This window comes from Candidatus Poseidoniia archaeon, from assembly GCA_030748895.1.
In the GTDB taxonomy this organism is placed as follows: Archaea; Thermoplasmatota; Poseidoniia; order MGIII; family CG-Epi1; genus UBA8886.
In genome coordinates this window covers 42,345-61,563 of record JASMLC010000001.1, presented here as the reverse complement: position 1 = coordinate 61,563, position 19,219 = coordinate 42,345, and the positions used below count along the sequence as shown (strand labels likewise).

General features: G+C 57.8%; 16 protein-coding genes (1 of these 16 running past the window's edge). 7 read left to right on the top strand and 9 right to left on the bottom strand.

Annotation, left to right across the window (positions count from 1 at the left end; all coding sequences use genetic code 11):
• The first annotated feature begins 1 nt into the window (after window position 1).
• The 4 genes from ribB to QGG57_00280 are packed head-to-tail and all read left to right on the top strand — an operon-like array spanning window position 2 to window position 2,142.
• A complete protein-coding gene (gene ribB, locus QGG57_00295) occupies window positions 2-706 on the top strand; it encodes a 3,4-dihydroxy-2-butanone-4-phosphate synthase (protein ID MDP7006626.1) in 705 nt (234 codons plus the stop codon).
• Complete coding sequence (locus tag QGG57_00290) at window positions 688-1,125, top strand: FAD synthase (GenBank protein MDP7006625.1); 438 nt, start codon at window positions 688-690, stop codon at window positions 1,123-1,125. Before ribB ends, QGG57_00290 begins: the two co-directional genes overlap by 19 nt.
• Before the next feature lies 1 nt (window position 1,126).
• The gene (locus tag QGG57_00285) at window positions 1,127-1,738 is read left to right on the top strand and encodes a riboflavin synthase subunit alpha (GenBank protein MDP7006624.1); all 612 of its coding nucleotides are present in this window, start codon (window positions 1,127-1,129) and stop codon (window positions 1,736-1,738) included.
• Between the two features lie 50 nt (window positions 1,739-1,788).
• Window positions 1,789-2,142, top strand: coding sequence for a 6,7-dimethyl-8-ribityllumazine synthase (locus QGG57_00280; GenBank protein MDP7006623.1), 354 nt, complete (start codon window positions 1,789-1,791; stop codon window positions 2,140-2,142).
• Here QGG57_00280 and QGG57_00275 read toward each other — a convergent pair.
• Both QGG57_00275 and QGG57_00270 read right to left on the bottom strand, forming a co-directional pair.
• Window positions 2,126-4,744, bottom strand: coding sequence for an MMPL family transporter (locus QGG57_00275; GenBank protein MDP7006622.1), 2,619 nt, complete (start codon window positions 4,742-4,744; stop codon window positions 2,126-2,128). The two genes, QGG57_00280 and QGG57_00275, sit on opposite strands and share 17 nt — an antisense overlap.
• Before the next feature lie 36 nt (window positions 4,745-4,780).
• On the bottom strand, window positions 4,781-6,541 hold the full coding sequence (locus tag QGG57_00270) for a ribosome biogenesis/translation initiation ATPase RLI (GenBank protein MDP7006621.1): 1,761 nt from the start codon (window positions 6,539-6,541) through the stop codon (window positions 4,781-4,783).
• 74 nt (window positions 6,542-6,615) lie between these two features.
• Here QGG57_00270 and QGG57_00265 point away from each other — a divergent pair, with 74 nt between their 5' ends.
• Both QGG57_00265 and QGG57_00260 read left to right on the top strand, forming a co-directional pair.
• On the top strand, window positions 6,616-7,059 hold the full coding sequence (locus QGG57_00265; GenBank protein ID MDP7006620.1) for a RusA family crossover junction endodeoxyribonuclease: 444 nt from the start codon (window positions 6,616-6,618) through the stop codon (window positions 7,057-7,059).
• Complete coding sequence (locus QGG57_00260) at window positions 7,056-7,871, top strand: bifunctional 5,10-methylenetetrahydrofolate dehydrogenase/5,10-methenyltetrahydrofolate cyclohydrolase (protein ID MDP7006619.1); 816 nt, start codon at window positions 7,056-7,058, stop codon at window positions 7,869-7,871. Before QGG57_00265 ends, QGG57_00260 begins: the two co-directional genes overlap by 4 nt.
• Window positions 7,872-7,937: 66 nt before the next feature.
• Here the strand turns inward: QGG57_00260 and QGG57_00255 are convergent, their stop codons facing one another.
• The 7 genes from QGG57_00255 to QGG57_00225 all read right to left on the bottom strand — a co-directional run bounded on the left by QGG57_00255 (window position 7,938) and on the right by QGG57_00225 (window position 18,660).
• Entirely contained in the window at window positions 7,938-9,605 is a 1,668-nt protein-coding gene (locus QGG57_00255; GenBank protein ID MDP7006618.1) for an MFS transporter, read from the bottom strand.
• Between the two features lie 5 nt (window positions 9,606-9,610).
• Window positions 9,611-11,377: an MFS transporter gene (locus QGG57_00250; GenBank protein ID MDP7006617.1), complete on the bottom strand. Its 1,767-nt coding sequence runs from the start codon at window positions 11,375-11,377 to the stop codon at window positions 9,611-9,613.
• A 6-nt stretch (window positions 11,378-11,383) separates the two neighbouring features.
• On the bottom strand, window positions 11,384-12,097 hold the full coding sequence (locus QGG57_00245; protein ID MDP7006616.1) for a respiratory nitrate reductase subunit gamma: 714 nt from the start codon (window positions 12,095-12,097) through the stop codon (window positions 11,384-11,386).
• A 1-nt stretch (window position 12,098) separates the two neighbouring features.
• The gene (locus QGG57_00240; protein ID MDP7006615.1) at window positions 12,099-12,599 is read right to left on the bottom strand and encodes a hypothetical protein; all 501 of its coding nucleotides are present in this window, start codon (window positions 12,597-12,599) and stop codon (window positions 12,099-12,101) included.
• A 119-nt stretch (window positions 12,600-12,718) separates the two neighbouring features.
• The gene (gene narH, locus QGG57_00235) at window positions 12,719-14,269 is read right to left on the bottom strand and encodes a nitrate reductase subunit beta (protein ID MDP7006614.1); all 1,551 of its coding nucleotides are present in this window, start codon (window positions 14,267-14,269) and stop codon (window positions 12,719-12,721) included.
• A complete protein-coding gene (locus QGG57_00230) occupies window positions 14,266-18,033 on the bottom strand; it encodes a nitrate reductase subunit alpha (protein ID MDP7006613.1) in 3,768 nt (1,255 codons plus the stop codon). The genes narH and QGG57_00230 overlap by 4 nt, the downstream gene beginning before the upstream one ends.
• A 3-nt stretch (window positions 18,034-18,036) precedes the next feature.
• Window positions 18,037-18,660: a hypothetical protein gene (locus tag QGG57_00225; protein ID MDP7006612.1), complete on the bottom strand. Its 624-nt coding sequence runs from the start codon at window positions 18,658-18,660 to the stop codon at window positions 18,037-18,039.
• A gap of 262 nt (window positions 18,661-18,922) precedes the next feature.
• On the opposite strand from QGG57_00225, the gene moaA reads away from it, so the two are divergent.
• A protein-coding gene (moaA, locus tag QGG57_00220) for a GTP 3',8-cyclase MoaA (GenBank protein ID MDP7006611.1) crosses the window boundary here: on the top strand, window positions 18,923-19,219 show its start. The gene runs 801 nt beyond the window's last position; the window shows 297 of its 1,098 coding nt (coding positions 1-297); its start codon is at window positions 18,923-18,925; its stop codon lies beyond the right edge, outside the window.

Here is a 19,219-nt window from a genome sequence, read left to right as displayed (position 1 = left end):
CGTGGACGCTACCATCGCGAAGCCAGTCGAGGCTGCCGCAGCCGCCTTACGGGCGGGCGAGCCGCTGCTGCTCTACGACGCCCCGGGGCGCGAGGGAGAGACCGACATCGTCTTCGGCGCCCGGCACGCGGCGCCAGAGCGAGTGCGGCTGCTGCGACAGCGCGGCGGGGGGCTGGTCTTCATCGCCGTTGCGCATTCCGCGGCGGAGCGGCTGGGACTGCCGTTCATGGACGCTGTGCTCGATTCGGCGGCCGCCGATTTCCCGGCGCTGGCCGCACTGCGTGCGGATGACCTGCCGTACGACAGCCGCTCGTCGTTCTCGCTCTGGCTGAACGCGCGTGATACTTACACCGGCATCACCGACCGCGACCGCGCGCGCACCGTCGCCGCCTTCGGCGAGCTGGCTGCCGCCAACCTTGAGCTAGACGCGGCGCAACTATTGCTGGGCGAGCGGTTCCGGTCCCCCGGACACGTGCCGGTCTGCGTCGCGCACCCCGATGGGCTGGCGGGGCGGCAGGGGCACACCGAACTGATGGTCGCGCTGGCTGAAATGGCGGGGCTACCGCCGGTCGCCTTCGGGTGCGAGATGCTCGCTGACGACGGGGGGCGGCTGCCGCCCGAGGCAGCAGCCGCATGGGCTGAAGCAGAGAGATATCCTTTTTTGGAGGGGCATGAAATTGTTGCCGCGTGGGACGCAAGCGCGTAGTAGCCACCGGGGTCTTCGACCTGCTACACCCCGGACACATTCATTTCCTGCGAGCCGCCCGCGAACTGGGCGACGAACTGGTGGTGATTATCGCCAACGACGCGACGGTGCGGCGCATGAAGCGCGAGCCGGTCGTGCCAGCCGCAATCCGGGCCGAGATGGTCGCAGCGCTGAAGCCGGTCGACCGCGCCGTGGTGGGGCGCGAGGGCGACATGCTCGGCATCATCGTGGAGGAAATCAGGCCGCATATCATCGCGCTGGGGCACGACCAGGAGCTGTTCGAGCCCAAGGCGCTGGAGGCAAAGCTGGCCGAGCGCGGCCACGTCGCCAAAGTCGTGCGGCTGCCGAAGCTCGAGCATGGCCTGGCGGGGACGCGCAAAATCGTGGCGCGCATCTTGCGCATCTTCAGACAGGAGTAGGATGTTCACCGGCATCGTGACCGCCACCGGCACGCTGCGCGCCGTCGAGGGCGACGGCGCGCAGCGCATCGCGGTCGAACCACCCGCCCGCTTCGCCGCTGGCATCGCGACCGGCGCAAGCGTAGCGGTCGACGGTGTTTGCCTGACAGTCAGTGCGATTGGCGACGGTACACTGGAGTTCGACGTCGTCGCCGAAACGCTCTCCCGTACGACGCTCGGCGAGCGGCTCGCCAACGGCGGCGCGGTGAACCTGGAGCGCTCAGCGAAGCTGGGCGACGAACTGGGCGGTCACCTGCTCTCGGGGCACGTCGCGGCCGTCGCCGAGGTCGTGGCGGTCGAAACCGATGCGGGCGTCCACGACCTGCGGCTGCGCGTCGGGCGCGACGCAATGGCCTGCATCTTCGAGAAGGGCTTCGTGGCGCTCGACGGCATCTCGCTCACTGTCGGCCGCACCCGGCCCGATTCAGGCGAATTCGTCGTTCACATCATTCCCGAGACGCTGGCGCGCACCACGATTGGTGCGCGCCAGCCGGGCGATCGGCTCAACGTCGAGGTTGACGCGCTGACGCGCGCCGCCGTCGAAACCGTCACGCGCATCATGGAGGCACGCTGAGCCGCATCGCGCTGGTCTGCGGCAGCTACCACCGCGAAGCGGTCGCGCGCATGGCAGTCGCAGCGGGCGAGCGCGCCGGCGAGCTGGGGCTCGAGGTCGTCGCCGAACGGTGGGTGCCGGGCGCGCTGGAATGTCCGCTGGCGCTGCAACGGCTGCTGGCGCGCGACGATATCGCCGGCGCGGTGCTGCTCGGCATCATCGAGCGCGGCGAGACGCAGCACGGGCTCGCGATGGGGCAGGCGGTCGTGCAGGCCGTGCTCGACCTGCAACTCGCAACCGGAAAGCCGGTCGGCATGGGCGTCATCGGCCCCGGGGCGGAGCCGCAGCACATCGAGCCGCGGCTGCTTCCGTATGCCCGCAAGGCGGTCGACGCCGTCGCAGAAATGCTCAACTTTTCCGCTTGACTTTCAGGCGTCGCGGACTGAACTTGTCGCCGTAGTGATGCAGTGCCTGATAGAAGCTGGGGAGCGCGAAGACCGCCATCAGCAACGAGAATAGTACCAGCGTGATAATCAGCGCGAAGAAATTGCGCAAGCCGATAAATTGGGTGCGGAAGAGCGAGATGATAACACCTGCCAGAACGCCCCCCATCGTTGTGAAAGTAGCTTCTACCACGGATTGGCCTGTATGTTCTACGGCGCGCCTAATGCCTTCAGGACGCGTGCCTTCTTCGCGGACACGTTCGGTAATCTGGATTGAGTTGTCGATACCGATGCCGATGATGATGGTACCAACCATGGCGGTGAAGATATTCAGGTTGGTCCCGCCGGTATGGACTGTGGCGGGATACCACAGGACAACAATCAGGATGGGCAGGAAGGTGATGAAGCCGAACCGGAACGAACGGAAAATCAGGACCATCGTCACTAGCACCAGCACAAGGCTCAGTCCGATGGTCTTGTACTGCGTATCCTGGATACCCTGATTGATGGCGATTGTGACCGGTGGGCCGCCAGTGAGTTGCGACAGTTCGGCGTCGAAGAGCAGGGTGTTGTAGTAGTAGGCGATACTGTCGGTGCGCTCGACCAGCAACGCGGTATCATCTATGTTGATATACGGCATACTGACGTAAATGAGCGCCTTGGTGTAGTCATCGGTCAGCAACATCGCGCGCATCTCTCCCGTGAACGAATCGTAGAAGACGTCAATCATGTCCTGCCGCAATTCTTCGCAGGTGTAGAACAGGCCGGTCTCGATCTGGCACGCCTGACTGTCAAAGAACTCGTGGTGCAGGAACTCCCAGAAGCTGCCGTCGAAGACAAAGAAAGGCTCCTCGTCACCGCCCTGCCCAACCTCGATACTAATGTGCGCTGACTTGAAAAAATCGACGATTGAGAACGCCGAGACGTTGATAGGGTCACCCGAATTGCGGTTGTTAATCGTGAGATTATTCAATTCGACCGTAGTCCAGTTCATCACGTCCAGCACGTCGAGGTCCTTGGCGGCCGGCTTCGGCCGATCGGGCGGTCCCGCTACGAGCAGGATGCCGGTCTGCCCCGCCTCGAACTTCTCGGAATATTCGGCCAGCTTGCGAATCGAGGCGACATCCTCGGGCGCCGACTCGTCGCCGCGAATGTCCTGGTCCATAACCGAAAGCCGCGCCAGCGAGTAGCCGGTCACCAGCAGCACCACCAGCAGGATAACGCGCCACTGCTGCGACGAAACACGCGCAATGCCGGTCCACGTTTTCGGGTGGTGGCGGGTGTAGTTAGTGAGCTTCATGATGGCGGGAGTCATGCTCACCGTCAGAATGAACGAACAGATGACACCAACTATCATCGTCAGCCCCACCGTACGCATCGGCGCAATCGGCGAGATGAAGAGCGCTGAGAAGCCAATCGTGTCGGTGAGTGCGCAGAGCAGCGTCGCCTTGCCGGTGGTCAGCATCGCCTTACTGGTCGACTTGAAATGCGAGAGCCCCGCTTCGCGGAATTCGACGATGCGATTGGCGACGTGTAGCCCGTAATCGACGCCAATCCCCACTAGGATTGGCCCGGCGGCGACAATCATCGGCGTCAGCACCACCCCTGAAATCCGCACTAGTCCCAGCGTCCAGATAAGTGCGAAGAAAATCGGGATGAGCACCACCGGGATGACGAAGACGTTGCGGTGGAACCAGAGCATCATCCCCAGCACGATAATGAGCGAAATCGGCAGCATCGCCAGCAGGTCCTCGTAAAGGCGCTCCGTGACTTCATGCAGCACCACCACCAGTCCGGTCTGTGTCATCTCGGTGCGCGCCGGGCTCGGCCGTGAGTCGATTACCTGCTGGATGTTGGTGATGATTTCGGCCTGCCGCGCATCATTGTCGCCGATTGAATACTTGAGCGCAAACATGATGTACGCGGTATCGAGGATTCCGTCGCCGTTGGTGTCGATGGCGAAATTCTGGAGCGCACCCGAAGTCTGCGCGTAAATCTGGTCAACCCGGTCCTGGTCGCTCGGTATCGCGTAGCGCCCGGTCTCATTCACCAGTTCGTCGTCGCGCTGCTCAACCGAGAGGCCACCAAACACCTTCCCTTCGGTGGCCTCGATGAAGCGAGCGTTAGTCGAGTTGAACTCCTTGATTAGCGTCGAGATACTGAGCGTGAAAATTATGTCGTCCTGAATCCCGCGGTCTGCCTGATATTTGTCCTGGTCCATCGACTGGCCGTACGGGTCAATTTGCTGCTCCAGCCGCGCAATCTCCTTGAGCGTCGGGACGTAGGTGATATTGTGTATTACGCGGTCGTTGAACCGCTCCGGGTCGTTCGCGTTGCGGGTCTCGATATAGACGATGATTGTGTCCGTGGCCCAGTCTTGACGCACCTCAATCAGTAGGTCAGTTGATTCCTCACCTTCCGGCAGGTAGACTTCGATGTCGCGAGTCATATTCTGCTCGAAGGTCAGGGCAGGCTTGAGCAGCAACAGCGTCACCAGCACGAGCACCAGTACCGTCAGCGACGGGCTGCGCAGGATGAGGCGCGTGTAGGCTCGAGTAAACCCACTAGCCAGTTCTGGAAGCACGCCGGCGCATTACGACTGGCTGATAAGAGTGCAGCCTCAACTGGAGTAGTAATATTCGCCAGCCGACTTCTGCGCCCGGTCAAGCCGTGAGCCGGGCTTATTGATGCGCGGGCGATTGGTGTTTCGGTCGCGCCGGAAAGTGACATCGAGCCGCTTCAGGAAGTGGTTCATCCCGACACGCATCCTGAATGGGCCCTCCGCCAGGCCATGTTCCCCCGGCGTGCCGGAGAAGCAGAACAGGCCATCGGAAACGTAGTCGATGAAGTAGACGTCGTGGTCAACCACCAGCGCCGAAGCGGTGCGCTGCTCCATGCAGCGCCGGATGGTGCGTGCCGCAACCATGCGCTGGTTCGCGTCGAGATACGCGGAGGGCTCGTCGAAGAGATACAAATCAGCCTCGCGCAGCAAACATTCGGCAATCGCGACGCGCTGCAATTCGCCCCCGGAAAGGGACTCGAGGTCCTGCCGCATCAGGGTCTCCAGCGCAAGCGGATTCATCAATTCTGTTTTTAAATAGTGCTCGTCGAAACCTTCTGTCGAACGCAGCAACTCCTCCACCAGCACGTCCGACTGCGGCGTAATGTATTGCGGCTTGTAGGAAACCTGCAGCGCCAGCTCAACCTTCCCGGTATCGGGCGCAAGGTCGCCCACCAGCATGCGCATGAAAGTCGTTTTGCCTGTGGCGTTACCGCCCACGACGCCCAGCACCTGCCCCTGCAGGATTTCGCCCGTGGCCGTTTTGAGCTTGAAGCTTCCCTGCTGCTTCTCCAACTCCGGCCAGCTGACGAGCGGTTGCGCGTCCCAGCCGGTCCGCGGCGGGTGCGCCAGGAACTCGATGCGGCTGTCGCGCAGTCGCACGTTCTCCTCGCGCAGCTCCCCCTCAAGGTAGCTGTTGATGCCGTGACGGACTCCCAGCGGCTGCGAGACGATGCCGTATGCCGCGGGCTCGCCGTAGAGCAGGTGCAGCTGCTCGGTAACATAGTCGAGAATGGCAAGGTCGTGCTCAATGACCACGACCGATTTCGTGGCGCCGAGTTCGGCGATACGCTGCGCCACCAGCAACCGCTGCTCGATATCGAGATACGAGCAGGGTTCGTCGAAGAAATAGAGCTCCGCCTCTTTCAGCAGCGTCGCGGCGATAGCGCCCTTCTGCAATTCGCCGCCCGAGAGCTTCGCCAGCGGCTGGTCGAGCCCGGTCAGCCCCAGCTCGGCGACCACTTCGGCGACCCTGTCGTCATCCGCGACTCGCACCAGCAGCTCGCGCAGCGTGCCTGCGAAGCGCTTCGGAATCTGGTCGACGTACTGCGGTTTGAGCGCGACGCTGGCACTGCCATCTGCCAGCGCCGCAAAATGGGCGTGCAGTTCGGTGCCGGCGAAATGCTCCAGCACCACTGGCCAGTCGCCCGCCAGTTCCCAGTCACCCAGGTTGGGCACCAGCTCGCCCGCCAGCAGCGAGATGGCGGTGGTCTTGCCGGTGCCGTTCGCGCCGAGCAGGCCGACCACCTGCCCCTGCTTCGGCGCCGGCAGCCGGAAGAGCCGGAAATCGTTCTGTCCGTAGCGGTGAATTGTCTCACGCTCGTCGCCTTCCGGGAGATTGATAATCGTGAGCGCGTCGTGTGGGCACTTGTGAATACAAATACCGCAACCGATGCAGAGCGGTTCGGAAACCAGTGGCTTGTCGTCCTCACGCCAGGTGATGACTTCGACCCCGTTGCGCACCGGCGGGCAGAAGTTGTAGCACTCGTTCATGCAGCGCTTGGGCTGGCAACGGTCCTCGTGCAGTACTGCGACTCGCATCGGCGCACCGCTGCTGCTCTCGTAATTAAGGGATACGGCGGGAAAGCCATAATCCCCCCGCCCCTACGGTGGACGTGCGCATTGAGTTCACTATCCCCGGCAAGCCGGTCGCGCAGGGGCGGCCGCGGTTCTATCGCAAGGGCAGCTACGTCGTGGCGACCGACCCCAAGGCGTCGAAGGTCTACAAGGCCGATATCGCCTACGTGGCGCAGCGCGCCCGCGAGGAGGCTGGCGTGGCCGGGCTGCTCGAAGGACCCCTCGGCCTGACCGTCGTGGCCTACTTTCCCTGCCCCAGGAGCAAGTGGCGCAAGCGCGTCCCGCGGCCGGAAGAGCACCACGACAAGCGCCCCGACGCCGACAACCTCGCCAAGGCGGTCAAGGATGGCCTGAGCGGCGTGCTCTACCACGATGACGGGCAGGTCGCCGAGCTGGTCGTCCGCAAGCGGCGCGCCGCGCAGGGCGACGCGCCGCGGGTCGAAGTCTGCCTCTACACCCTCGACCCCTTGGGGGGCAAATGAGCGCTGCCATCATTGACGGGCGGGCAGTCGCGGCCGCCATCGAGAGCGAGCTGCAGGCGCGCGTCGCCCAACTCGGCAGCGCACCCCGGCTGGCGGTGGTGCAGGTAGGCGAAGACCCCGCCTCGACCAGCTACATCCGCGCCAAGTCACGCGCCGCGGAGCGCGTTGGTATCAAGCTGGCGCACCACCACCTCGCTGCCGCTACCACGCTCGGGGAGCTAAGGGCACTTGTCGAGCGGCTCAACTCCAGCGAACACGGCATTATCGTCCAGCTGCCGCTACCGGATGGCCTCGAGCCGGCGCTGGCGCGCATCGCGCCAGCGTGCGACGTCGACGGCTTCCACCCCGAGAACCTCGGAAAGCTGCTGCGCGGCGAACCGGGGTTGCGCCCCTGTACGCCCGCCGGCATCATGGAGCTGCTCGAGCGCAGCGGCCACTCGCCCGCAGGGAAGCACGCTGTCATCATTGGCCGCAGCAACATCGTCGGCAAGCCACTCGCCGTGATGCTTACACAGGCCAACGCCACCGTGACGGTCTGCCACACCGCAACGGCCGACCTGGCGCACCACACCCGGCAAGCCGAACTGCTGGTCGTGGCTGCCGGCCGACCGAATACCGTCACGCCCGAGATGGTGCGGCCCGGTGCAACGGTGGTGGACGTCGGCGTCAACCACACCGCGGGTGGGCTGGTCGGCGACTGCGCGCCCGGCGTCGCCGACGTGGCGGGCGCGCTGACGCCGGTGCCGGGCGGTGTGGGGCCGATGACGGTCGCGATGCTGATGGCCAACACGGCCGCGGCTGCCGAAGATTAGTATAAAAGTAAGTTTTTTGTTCTGGAAGCTGTGACTGACAGAATAATAGGAGGTCCTGAACTGTTGTCAGCAGGGCATCTCAGCATCTTTACGAGCATAGTACCACCAGTTGACTCCGAGACAGGAGACATAGTAAGCGGCAAAGCCATACATTGCATACTCAGGCACTTTGGCGGCGATTGAGACTGCGAATACAGACGGGATGATGAATGCCCCATATGCGGCGATAGAAGATGTCCAACCGAGAACAGGGCCTGCCTGTTTACGTGGGAATATGATGGCTATCATTCGGAATGTCGAGCCATTCCCGATGCCGGTGGTGGTGAACAGAATCATGAACAAAGCCATAAATGAGACAAAGTAATCCTGTGGGGTCTCAGATGCCTGTGCCGCGACAATGATCAAACCGACTCCAATTGTAGCAATAACCATCACCACAGTTGCCCAGTGAGTTACTCTAGCGCCACCCCACTTGTCGGCCATCCAACCACCCGGTGGACGTAATGCCGCACCAACCATCGGTCCGAGGAAACTGTAAGTCAATGCTTGGTTGTCGTACCAGGGGTTGTCTGTGCCATCCGGCAAGTACCCGAATACGTCGAGAATGAGCTTGGGAAAGACAGCGGAGAAGCCGATGAACGATCCGAAGGTCATGATGTAGAGCCAGGTCATCAACCAATTATGTTTTTTACCAAATATCTTCCATTGGTCTAACAGACTCTCCTTCACCTGACCCGGTGTAGCATATCGCATCAGGGCGAGAGTGACGGCCACCGCTATCCCGACCATTATGAAGATGCGAACAATACCCATTAAAGGTGAAACAAAAATGGAACTGTCACGGGTGGCAACGAATCCAGCGACGACGATTCCTGCAGCCATGTAACCAATCGCTTCAAGCCAGAAATATTTCTTCAGCGAGTTTGCTGTATTGGCTACATCATGCTCTGGCATGTTGTTCATCCATAGCCATGCGGCAACCATGAAAAAGGCACAGAACGGTACCCACAGCAGAGCAGCGTTACCCACATAATAACCACCGATTGCAGAACCAGACATTCCTCCAAACAGGGCAAATCCCATCACAACTGGGACTGAGAATTGCATCGCGCTTACTCCTAGATTTCCAAGTCCGGCATTAAGGCCGAGTGAAAGGCCCTGCATCTTGCGCGGATAAAAGAAGGAGATGTTAGACATCGAGGAGGCGAATGCCCCACCTCCCACTCCCGACATCAATGCGTAAATGATTAGTACCGTGAATGAGACATCGGGGTCCTTCAGAGCGATGCCTGCTCCAACCATCGGCAGCAGCAGTAACAGTGTTGTGGCAGCGATGACATTACGACCACCAGAGATTTCAATCATGAATGAATTAGTGATGCGGAAGGTCGCACCAGCAAGCCCTGCCACACCTGGAAGTATGTACAGCAGAGCCTTGTATTCATCCCCAGTCAGGCCCCCCCAACCACTGAATGAATAGATATCAGCGTTAGCATCATGGATGCCCTGAATTTTCGTGACAATCACACTCCAAACCATCCATATCGCAAATCCCAAAAACAGGTTGGGAATAGATATCCATAGGTTGCGATTCGCTAGCCCCTTACCCGACTCCTCCCAGAACTCATCGTCTTCCGGGTCCCAGCAATCGAACTGCACTCCCGTACCCGGGTCTTTGGATTCTACAGCAGGTGTTGCAGCCATTTCCTTATTCGATTCATCTTCTTCTGTCATACTTATCACATTTCTGTCTCTACCAAGCATTGTGAACTGCAGTGATTAGGACATTTATCATCGACCCAGTTAGAACACCATGACACCTGGAGTACGGCTGGGTCACCGGTAACAACGCGCAAATGTACTTCGGCATCGACCTCATCGTGTGGGCAGCGAATATTAATCGATGGAATGAACGATGCCCCTGGATCCTCAATCAGTCGTGTAATGTTTGGAGCGTGGGCATGTGTCATGCGCTGCACGATGCGATGCATCCAGAACAGACACGCGGCTGAGATGAAAACGAAGAAGGCCCAGGTGGTGGTCCACAGCCCGGTCCACTCCAGCAGGTAGCCGAAGATGACAGGGCATACAAAACCACCCAGTCCACCGAGTACGCCGACCAGGCCTCCAACCACGCCAATATCCCTTGGGTAGTAGACCGGGATGTGTTTGTACACTGCAGCCTTGCCAATCCCCATCGCAATACCGAGGACGAACACCCAGAAGGTAAAAATCCAGACATTGGCCTGGAAAACGATATATGTGATTCCTTTGGCGAGCAATTCCTTCCGTTCAATTTCATCGCCAATCTCGACTATTGGCTCTTGCCAGCTGCTGACAACTGGAAGGATGTGGAGCTCATTGCCAAACCCTTCTTCCAGTTTCTTTAACTCTGCCTCGGTCGCACCATCATATTCGTAGGTGCGATTAACCCCATTCGCCTCCTCGACGATTATTGTGTGGTTGATTTCGTCCACATTGATGACCGTGCCATCAGAAAGCGCAGTAACTCCCTCACCCGGCGAGGTGACATCCATTCGAGGCGGAAGCAGCAAGACTGAGGAAAGGAGACATGCGCCGAGAATCCAGTACATTATGGTGCGAGCACCCCAATAGTCCGACATCCAGCCTCCTAGGGCGCGGATAACTCCGGAAGGGAAGCTGAATATTGCAGTCAGCATGCCAGCTGTCGCCACACTAACGGTGTAGACATTGACATAGTAGGGGATCAGCCACTGGGCGAGAGCGACGAAACCACCGAACACGAGGAAGTAGTAGAGTCCGAACCGCCAGACCCGCACATCCCGAAGCGGTTCCAGACGTTTCCTCATCGCAATCTCCTCCCCCCCTCTAACTTTGCGTTCGTAAGTGAAGAACCAGAAGAGGACTGCCGTCACGACCAGCATCCCGGCATACAGTTGAGGCAGAGACTGCCATCCGTCTGGATTGGCACCATCGTTGGTAAAATGGGCGAGTAGCCTCGGAGCGCAGATGGCTGTCAGCGCCGCTCCGGCATTGCCGGCTCCGAATATTCCGAGGGCAGTGCCTTGCTTGTCCTTGCGGAACCAGATCGAGGTGTAGGCGATGCCTGCTGCAAATGAAGCTCCACAGATTCCAAAGCCCAGTCCGGCCAAGAAGAATCCCCAGAAGCTGTTAGCCATACTCACGAGGTACATGGGGATGGCTGAAACCAGCATTACTCCTGTGAAGACCTTACGACCGCCGTACATGTCAGTAAGCCCACCTACTGGTAATCGCAGCAAGGCTCCAGTAAGCACAGGAATGCCAATAAGCCAACCAATCTCGGACTGATCCCAGTCGTAAAGCTGGTTTACAAAGGTGAGGTGGGTGATGAGCACGCCGTACATCATCCAGCAGGCGAAATTAATCGTGAAGGCAAATGTATTGAGGATTAGTATCCGGGTTGCCCGTTGAGGGGTTGCTTCTGCCCCTTCATAGAGTTCTTCAAACGCTTCTTTGTCGGCCACAGTGTTGTTGATTGTCAAGGAGCATCACCGCGCCCAGCGCATGTACTGCCGGACGGCGATGTAGGGCCTCGTTATGTAGCCAAAAGGGTAGCTCCACATATGGACCATCTTGGTAAACGGGAAGTAGGCGAAGAAACCGAGGGCCAGTCCAAGGTGCAGCTGAGTAATCAGCGAGTTGCTGGTCACCAGCGCCACATCAGGGGAGAATCTGACGAGGCTGATTACCCACGGTGCCACATCCATTGAGGCACCGAAAAAGCGGTTGACGATCACCTGGTAAAGTGCCGTCAGTGCGATGGAGAGTAGCCAAATCAGGATTATGTAGTCCTCGTTCTTTGACATGGCCCGCATCTCGGGAATCTTTACCCTTCGAATCAGGGCAATGGAAAGGCCATAGACGAATAGCAGGCCTGCCGCCAGTCCCAGCCAGTGGAAGGCCTCAATCCAGTTGGTTTTACCGTAGTAACCTCCAATCAACCCCAGCAGGTGACTAACGAAGAGAGTAATGATACCCCAGTGGAGGGCCATACTGGCAGTCCCCATCCAGCGGCGTCCGAAGAATCCACTGGGTCGGGGGGTCCATTCGAAGTCGCCCCGTGCAGTCCACTGTTCTTTGAACGGGTATACCAGATGCCCCCGGTAGGCCCGGTAAATCGGGAGGCCCAGAAACAGACCCAATGCCAGATACGGAAATACGCCGAACCAGAAATCCGCCCAGATTGACCAGAAATCGGCCATTTCAGTCACCTCCCTTTGAAAGGCGTGCTATATCCACTTCGGCTGTCAGTTCAAGCGCCTTCACCAGGTGCAGGTAAGGGCTCTCGATTTTCTGTAGGGAAGCCACGAGTGATGGCAGGTAGGGAAGCAGGTAGTCGCTTATGAATTTCTGGCGCAATTCTTCTGGTCGGTCCAGACTGAGCCAGAGAAATTCCACCATTGCCGGCAGGAAGTCTGGCAGTTCACCGTGGTCCACGGCAAAACCGAAATGACGGTAGAGGTTAATCAACTCAATCATGTAGCCATTGCGCTCTGAAAATCCCAGGCCGGCGCAACTTGCAGGCGTGTCGAAGGCATAGTGGCCTATGTAGAGTGGACTGGCAGGAGTGAGCTCGAGGGTCGCCAGATACACGTCGGGTGAGATTTCCCAAACCTCTGTTAGAAATTGTTCCAATGCTTTCGCTGCCGCAAGGCTTTTTTCCTCACGTAGCGCCGCGCACGCTTCCGCAGCTGTAGCTTCCACCGTCGGTCGGTCAAGGGTTTCAGGATGGCTGAACAGATCCGAGATAAGACGGTAAACTGTCTCCAGAGTCGGATTTACGGTTGACTCGGATTCTGCCTCTCGGACTGCCAAGGGTATACTCATGGTTCCACCTTGTCCTTACGGTGGTGGTCGACATGCCATTCTTCGCGTCGTGACATAGGAGATAACGGAGACATTTCATGGAAACCGACGAAACCACGCTCAACATGCGGGCTGCTGCCAGTCTCTTCACGCCGGGTAGTAGGAACCACAAAGCGCTCGTTGAGGAAAGCAAGCGATAGTAGTCTGTGCATCTGATCGGCCTGGTCGGCAGTCAGACCCACTTGTGCCAGTACTTCGATGTCCGGTTTGCCTTCTACCCGCTGTGAACGGCGGTAGCGGCGCAGGGCAAGCTGTCGCTGGAGCGCTTGTTCAACCTGCTGTTCATTGCCAGCTGCTAGCAATCGGGAGAGGTACTTGATTGGCACCCGGAATTCCTCTAAGTTAGGAAGGACCGTTTTACCACCTATTGCTGAACGCCGAGTTCCCTTGTCCAGTGACGACGACACTGGGCTCTCGGGCGGAACATAGAAGAGCGACGGAACAGTACGGAATTCAGGATGCAGCGGCAGGGCGATCTTCCACTCCTTGAACATCTTGTAGACCGGGGAACGCTGGGCAGCATCAAGCCACGATTCTGAAATATCCTGTTCCTTTGCTGCTGCGATGACCTCTGGATCGTGGGGGTCAAGTACGATTTCGCGGTGCAACTCCACTAAGTCTGCCTCCGGTGCCGTAGCGACTTCGATCACTCTGTCGCGATTTATGAGCAGGGGGCTCATGTAACGAATCCGTCCTGGACAGGCATGGAAGCACGCAGGTGGTTGCCCGGATTCAAGTCGGGGGTAGCAGAGAATACATTTCTCCATCTTCCCCGAGCGCCAGTTGTAGTAGGCCTTCTTGTAGGGGCAAGCCGAAACGCAATAGCGCCAGCCCCGACAACGAGTCTGGTCAATGAGCACCACGCCATCTTCTTCACGCTTGTGTGCTGCCGCGCTAGGGCAGGCCCCAACACAGGCAGGATTGGCACAGTGATTGCAAATGCGTGGCAGGTAAATCATGAAGGAGTCCTGATACTGAAGCATGGCCTTGTGAGCCTCTTCACTCATGTCGGAGAAATTGTAATCCCACTGGCCGGTCACGTGAGCCCCAGCGGCGTTGTCCTCCCAATTGACTCCCCATTCAATGGGAATATCCTCCTCGCCAGTCACTTCTGACTTGGGGCGCGCCACGGGCTGCTGCTTGTGCAGTTTAGGACTGTGCAGGTCTTCATAGGTGAATGTGTAGGTACCATCACGGTTGACATAGTCGCCCATCTCTGGTTGACGAGGATTGTAGAATAGGTTGAGCAGTGCCTTTCCCTTGCCATGCAATTTCAGTTTCAGAGGTTTGTTTTTCTTACCGGTGAGTTCCCAGCCGCCGCCATACTCCTCCTGATTCTCCCACTCTTTGGGGTAACCAATACCGGGTTTCGTCTCGACGTTGTTCCAGAACATGTACTTGGCTCCTTCACGATTGGTCCAGACATTCTTGCAGGCGACGGTACAGGTGTTGCACCCTAGACACTTGTCCATGTTGAAAATCATCCCCATCTGCTTCATGATTTTCATGAGTCTGCCTCCGTGGGGAGCTTGAAAAGCTCACTTTCCTGATAGACTGGCTTGCCTTCTGCGGTTAGTGGCATCTTGCGCACCAGCACTCCCATATCACGCTCCGAAGGGCTGGTGCCCCAGTAGTTGATGAAATAAGTGAACTGGGCGTAGCCCCCGATCATAGTGGCCGGGTTCATCATCACCCGCGTCGGGGCGTTATTGCCGCCTCCACGCAGATCGGTAGCGCCCCGTTTCTTGGCGAGAGGTGAGAATGGAACATTGATATGTCGCTCATTCTGGTGGTAAACAATGCAAATGCCCCGGGAAACCGTGTGACTGACGACTGCTCGGGCGACCTGAATACCGTTGTTGGTAAAAATCTCAATCCAGTCGTTGTCTTCGACACCTATCTCGGTGGCATCTTCGTTGTTAAGCCAACCAAGTGGGCCTCCCCGGAAGACATTGGTCATCTGCCAAGTGTCGCGGAAATTACTGTGAATCTGCCATTTGCCGTGCGGGGTGAGAAAGCGTAACAGTTTGGCGTTGCTATCCTTTAATTCGTCCATCTGCAGATCGCCGATGGCGACCGTGTCAATCGGTGGCTTGTACGTCGGGAGTGCCTCACCCAAGTCAACGTAGCCTTCGTGGTCGAAGTAGATTTCCTGTCGGCCGGTCAATGTGTGCCACGGCTTCAGTTTCTCGACGTTCATGGTCCACGGTCCGTATGTACGGCCTGCGGCCTCAATGGCCGACCAGTGTGGCGATGTTAGTGTGCGACGCGGCTGCGAGGAGAGATCGACGTAGGAGTGAGCAATCTCTCGCTCATGCTCCACCATATCGGCCAATGGCAGCCCAACTCGCTTCTCGAGATTCTTGAATATTTGGTAGGAGACCTCACCATCGGACTCGGGCGAGATGCGCAGGATGGCCTCGGAGACCTGCTGGGCGCTGGTTATGTCAGGGCGGCCATCTTTGGTACCAACCTGACGATTATCTTTGAGTTCTTCGTAAACTCCACTCAGGTCCCAGTCGATGCCCTTGGCACCATAGCCACCGGGCTGGCAGCTGAGCGGTCCCATCGTGGTAAGCCGGTCATAGAGCTGCGCGTAATCACGCTCAACCACCTTCACATTGGGGAAGGTCTTGCCTGGAACCGGTTCGCATTCGCCTGCACGCCAGTCGTGTACTCTACCTAGCGGCTGTGCCATCTCATCAGGTGTATCTGTCTGGAGCGCGGTCATCACCACCTCTTTCACAGGTCCTTCGAATTCGTCAGCCGCCAGTTCACTGAACTTCTTTGCCAGTACTTTGAACCCTTCCCAGTCAGTTTTACACTCCCACGGTGGATCATGCGCCGGATTGAAAGGATGCAGGAAGGAGTGCAGGTCGCTGCAGGTCAAGTCATGTTTCTCATACCAGTGGGCGGTCGGCAGGACAATGTCAGCATAGTTGGCCGAAGAATCCATGCGCAGGTTGAAATTTACCACCAAATCCAGCTTGCCGGCATCAACTTGGTCATGCCACTTTATTTCCTCCACCATCTCCTTGGAGCGTTCTCCACCGAGCACATTGTCATGCGTTCCGAGCAGATATCGCTGGCCATACTCCTGACCACGCGTGCTGGTACCGAAGAGGTTGCCACGCCAGATGGTGAGTACTTTGGGATGGTTATCCTTGTGATCAACGTCAGTCAGAGCGAAGTCCATCTTGCCGTCTTTGAACTGTCTCGCAACCCAAGAGGTGATTTCCGCATCGGTTTTGCAACCATCTGCAACAGCTTCTTTGTACACATCAAGTGGATTTTTCTTGTCAAACTGCGGAAAGAATGGGAGCCAGCCGCTGCGCACTGCCAGGTGATTCAGGTCGGCGGAGTGCTGACCATGCTTCGGCAGTGACTTCGCACCAGGAGACCAGAGTGCATCGAGTGGCATTCCGTCGTAGCGCCACTGGTCGGTGTGGAAGTACTGCCAAGAGGTAGAATTCTGATGCCGTGGCGGGCGGTACCAGTCTGTTGCACCGCCGAGCATTCCAATGGCTGCGTAATTACGAATCTTCTCGGTCCCGACATAGTGGGCGAAACCGCCACCATTATTGCCCTGGCAACCGCAGATAATCCCCATCACCGCCTCAGCACGGTAGATGAGAGAACCGCCGTGGTACCAGTGCAGGATGCCTGAACCAGTGATGAAGAGTGATTTTCCCTTTGTCGCTTCAGCGTTATCTGCCCACTCCCTCCCGACTCGGATAGCTAAATCCCGACTGACGCCAGTCTCCTGTTCCTGCCAAGCTGGCGTGAAAGGTTGTTCTGGGTCGTCGTAATCCTTTGGATAGTCGCCAGAGAGGCCTCGGTTAACTCCAAACTGACCCATCAAAAGGTCAAATGCAGTAGTTACCAGCAATTTCCCTTCGGCTGTCTCGACTTCCACTGCAGGAACTCCGCGATAGCGATCAATCGCTGGGTTTCCCGTGTTCTCGGTCTGTCCCAGTTCGTCGTAGGTATTGGTAAAGTCAGAAAATGCTACTTGTACTTCCTTGGCCTTTTTGCTTCCAAGCAGTGTCAGGGCCGGGTCGTAATCCTTGCCAGTCAACGAATCCTGGTGAGTCAGGTTCCAGCGCCCCTCGGTTTCCTGTTCCCAGCGGTGGCCAACGGTACCAGTGGGTATCTTCAACTTACCGTTCGAATCCATCTGCAGTGGTTTCCATTCACCGTGTTCCTCATCCACAAACGCTTTGATATCGGAGGCGCGCAGGAACCGACCGTTACGATACACTTTGTCTTCTTTGTCCAGCACTACCAAGAAAGGAAGATTGGTGTATCGTTTAACGTAGTCATGAAAGTATTCACACTGCCGGTCGACATAGTATTCCTTCAGAATCACATGGATGCAAGCGTTAAGGAAAGCACCGTCTCTCCCTTCCTTAATCTGTACCCAGAGATCGGCAAACTTAGTAACATCCGAGTAATCGGGTGAGAGGTTGGTAATCTTGCCGCCATTGTACTTGTGTTCGGAAGCGAAGTGAGCGTCTGCAGTCCTGGTCATCGGCAAGTTGGAGCCCATGACTATCCAGTAGGTCCCCTGATACCAGTCGGCACTCTCGGCTACATCGGTCTGGTCCCCCCACATCATTGGCATGATATGTGGCAAGTCGTGGTACCACTCGTAGAATGAGAGCATCACGCCCCCCATCAGGTTATTCCAGCGCTGACCTCCAATGAACGAAACCATGCTCATTGCAGGAATCGGTGAAAAAGCAGCGAGATGGTCCGGGCCGTAGCGTTTGATAGTATGAATCTGGGCCGCAGCGGCAAGCTCAGCAGCCTCGTCCCAGGTGACGCGTTTCCACCCTGCCTTGCCCCGTGCATTCTTGTATGTCTCGGATTTTACAGGGTCGTCAACAATCGAAGCCCAGGCTGCCGCCGGGTTCTGACCATTGCTGCGCGCTTCTTGATAGTAATCCCACAGCACTCCTCTGACGTACGGGTACTTCGGGCGCAGAGGTGAGTAAGGATACCAGGAGGCCGAGATACCTCTCTGGCAACCGCGCGGTTCGTAATTGGGCGTTTCATCATTGATTTGGGGCCAGTCGGTTTTCTGCAGTTCCCAGCAGATAAGCCCATCCTTGACGAAAACTTCCCATGAGCAGGAGCCTGAACAATTAACGCTGTGACTGGTACGGACTGTGCGATCGTATGACCAGCGGTCGCGGTAGAACTGCTCCCAGGTTCGTGATTCGGGAGCAACGCGGAACCAGCGGGCACCATCAAGCTTGTCTGAAGCCATGAATTACTCCCTCCTCCGGCCGCGGGTGACCTTGCGCATGGTATAGCCTGTGATTCCCGCCAGACAGAGCAGCACCAGTGTCAACTCCCATTCGAGCATTTTCTCGGGAGCTTCCCATCCTTTCTCGGCCAGCTTGATACCTGTCGTTCCATCGCTGTTGTATGTGACTGTAATTTTGTTCCATCTATCTTCATCTCCTAGATTGGGTTGACCATCGCCATTGACTGAGTTGACTCGCAGGGTGAAGACCGTGGAGTCTGCGCTACCGGCGGTCCATTGCAGATTCCAGCTGCGCTTCCCGTTCCCTGCTGCGGTGTGATTGGCTTCCTTTCCATCTGCCGTTACGGTCACATCAGAACCAGTGGCTGCCAGAGTTCCAGAATCAACATCGAGGTAGAAGCCTCCCTGTGCAGTGTCTGGATCTTGGTTTTCCTCGGGGCCGCCAGTGAAACTAATACCAATCAGGTAGGTTTCACTAGTGTTATAGCCTCCAACCGGCAGGTCCAAAATGACTTTCACATCAGATGAGGGGTTGGAACCATGGCAAACACATTGGTCATACTCATTGGTACCGCCCTCCTTCCCAATAGCATTCTGAGGGGTGATACTGACCACCACCAGAGCCACCAGCACTATGATTAGGATTGCAGCCGTATTCTGACGCCGTTCCAGTACTGCCAAAGATTCGATTCTGCGAGACTTCAATCGGTGTATGGTGGGGTGCATAGTTCGCCGAAATGTGTTTGAGCGATGTATCGTATAGATGCTATCTATGCAAGTTAGCAACGTATATTTATGCTTTTGGAGAGCCGGCACCGCGCACAACCTCCTATCTTTAAAGCGCTGGCTGGCCTGTTGGCGAATTGGTATGAACTCTGCTCAGTCGGCTATGCGACCGGTGCGTGACCTCCACGGCCGCCCCCTCACCCAGCTGCGGTTCTCGGTCACCGACCGCTGTAACTTTCGTTGTCTCTACTGCATGCCTGCCGACGGGCCGGAGCCCTGTTTCGTCGCGCGCGAAGAGCTGCTGAGCTACGAACAGCTGGCGCGGGTGGTGCGGCTGCTGGTGGAACTGGGCGTCTCGCGGGTGCGATTAACTGGTGGTGAGCCGCTGTTGCGCACTGACCTCGACCGGCTGGTGCAGATGCTCGCGGCGATTCCGGGGCTCGATGACCTGGCGCTCACG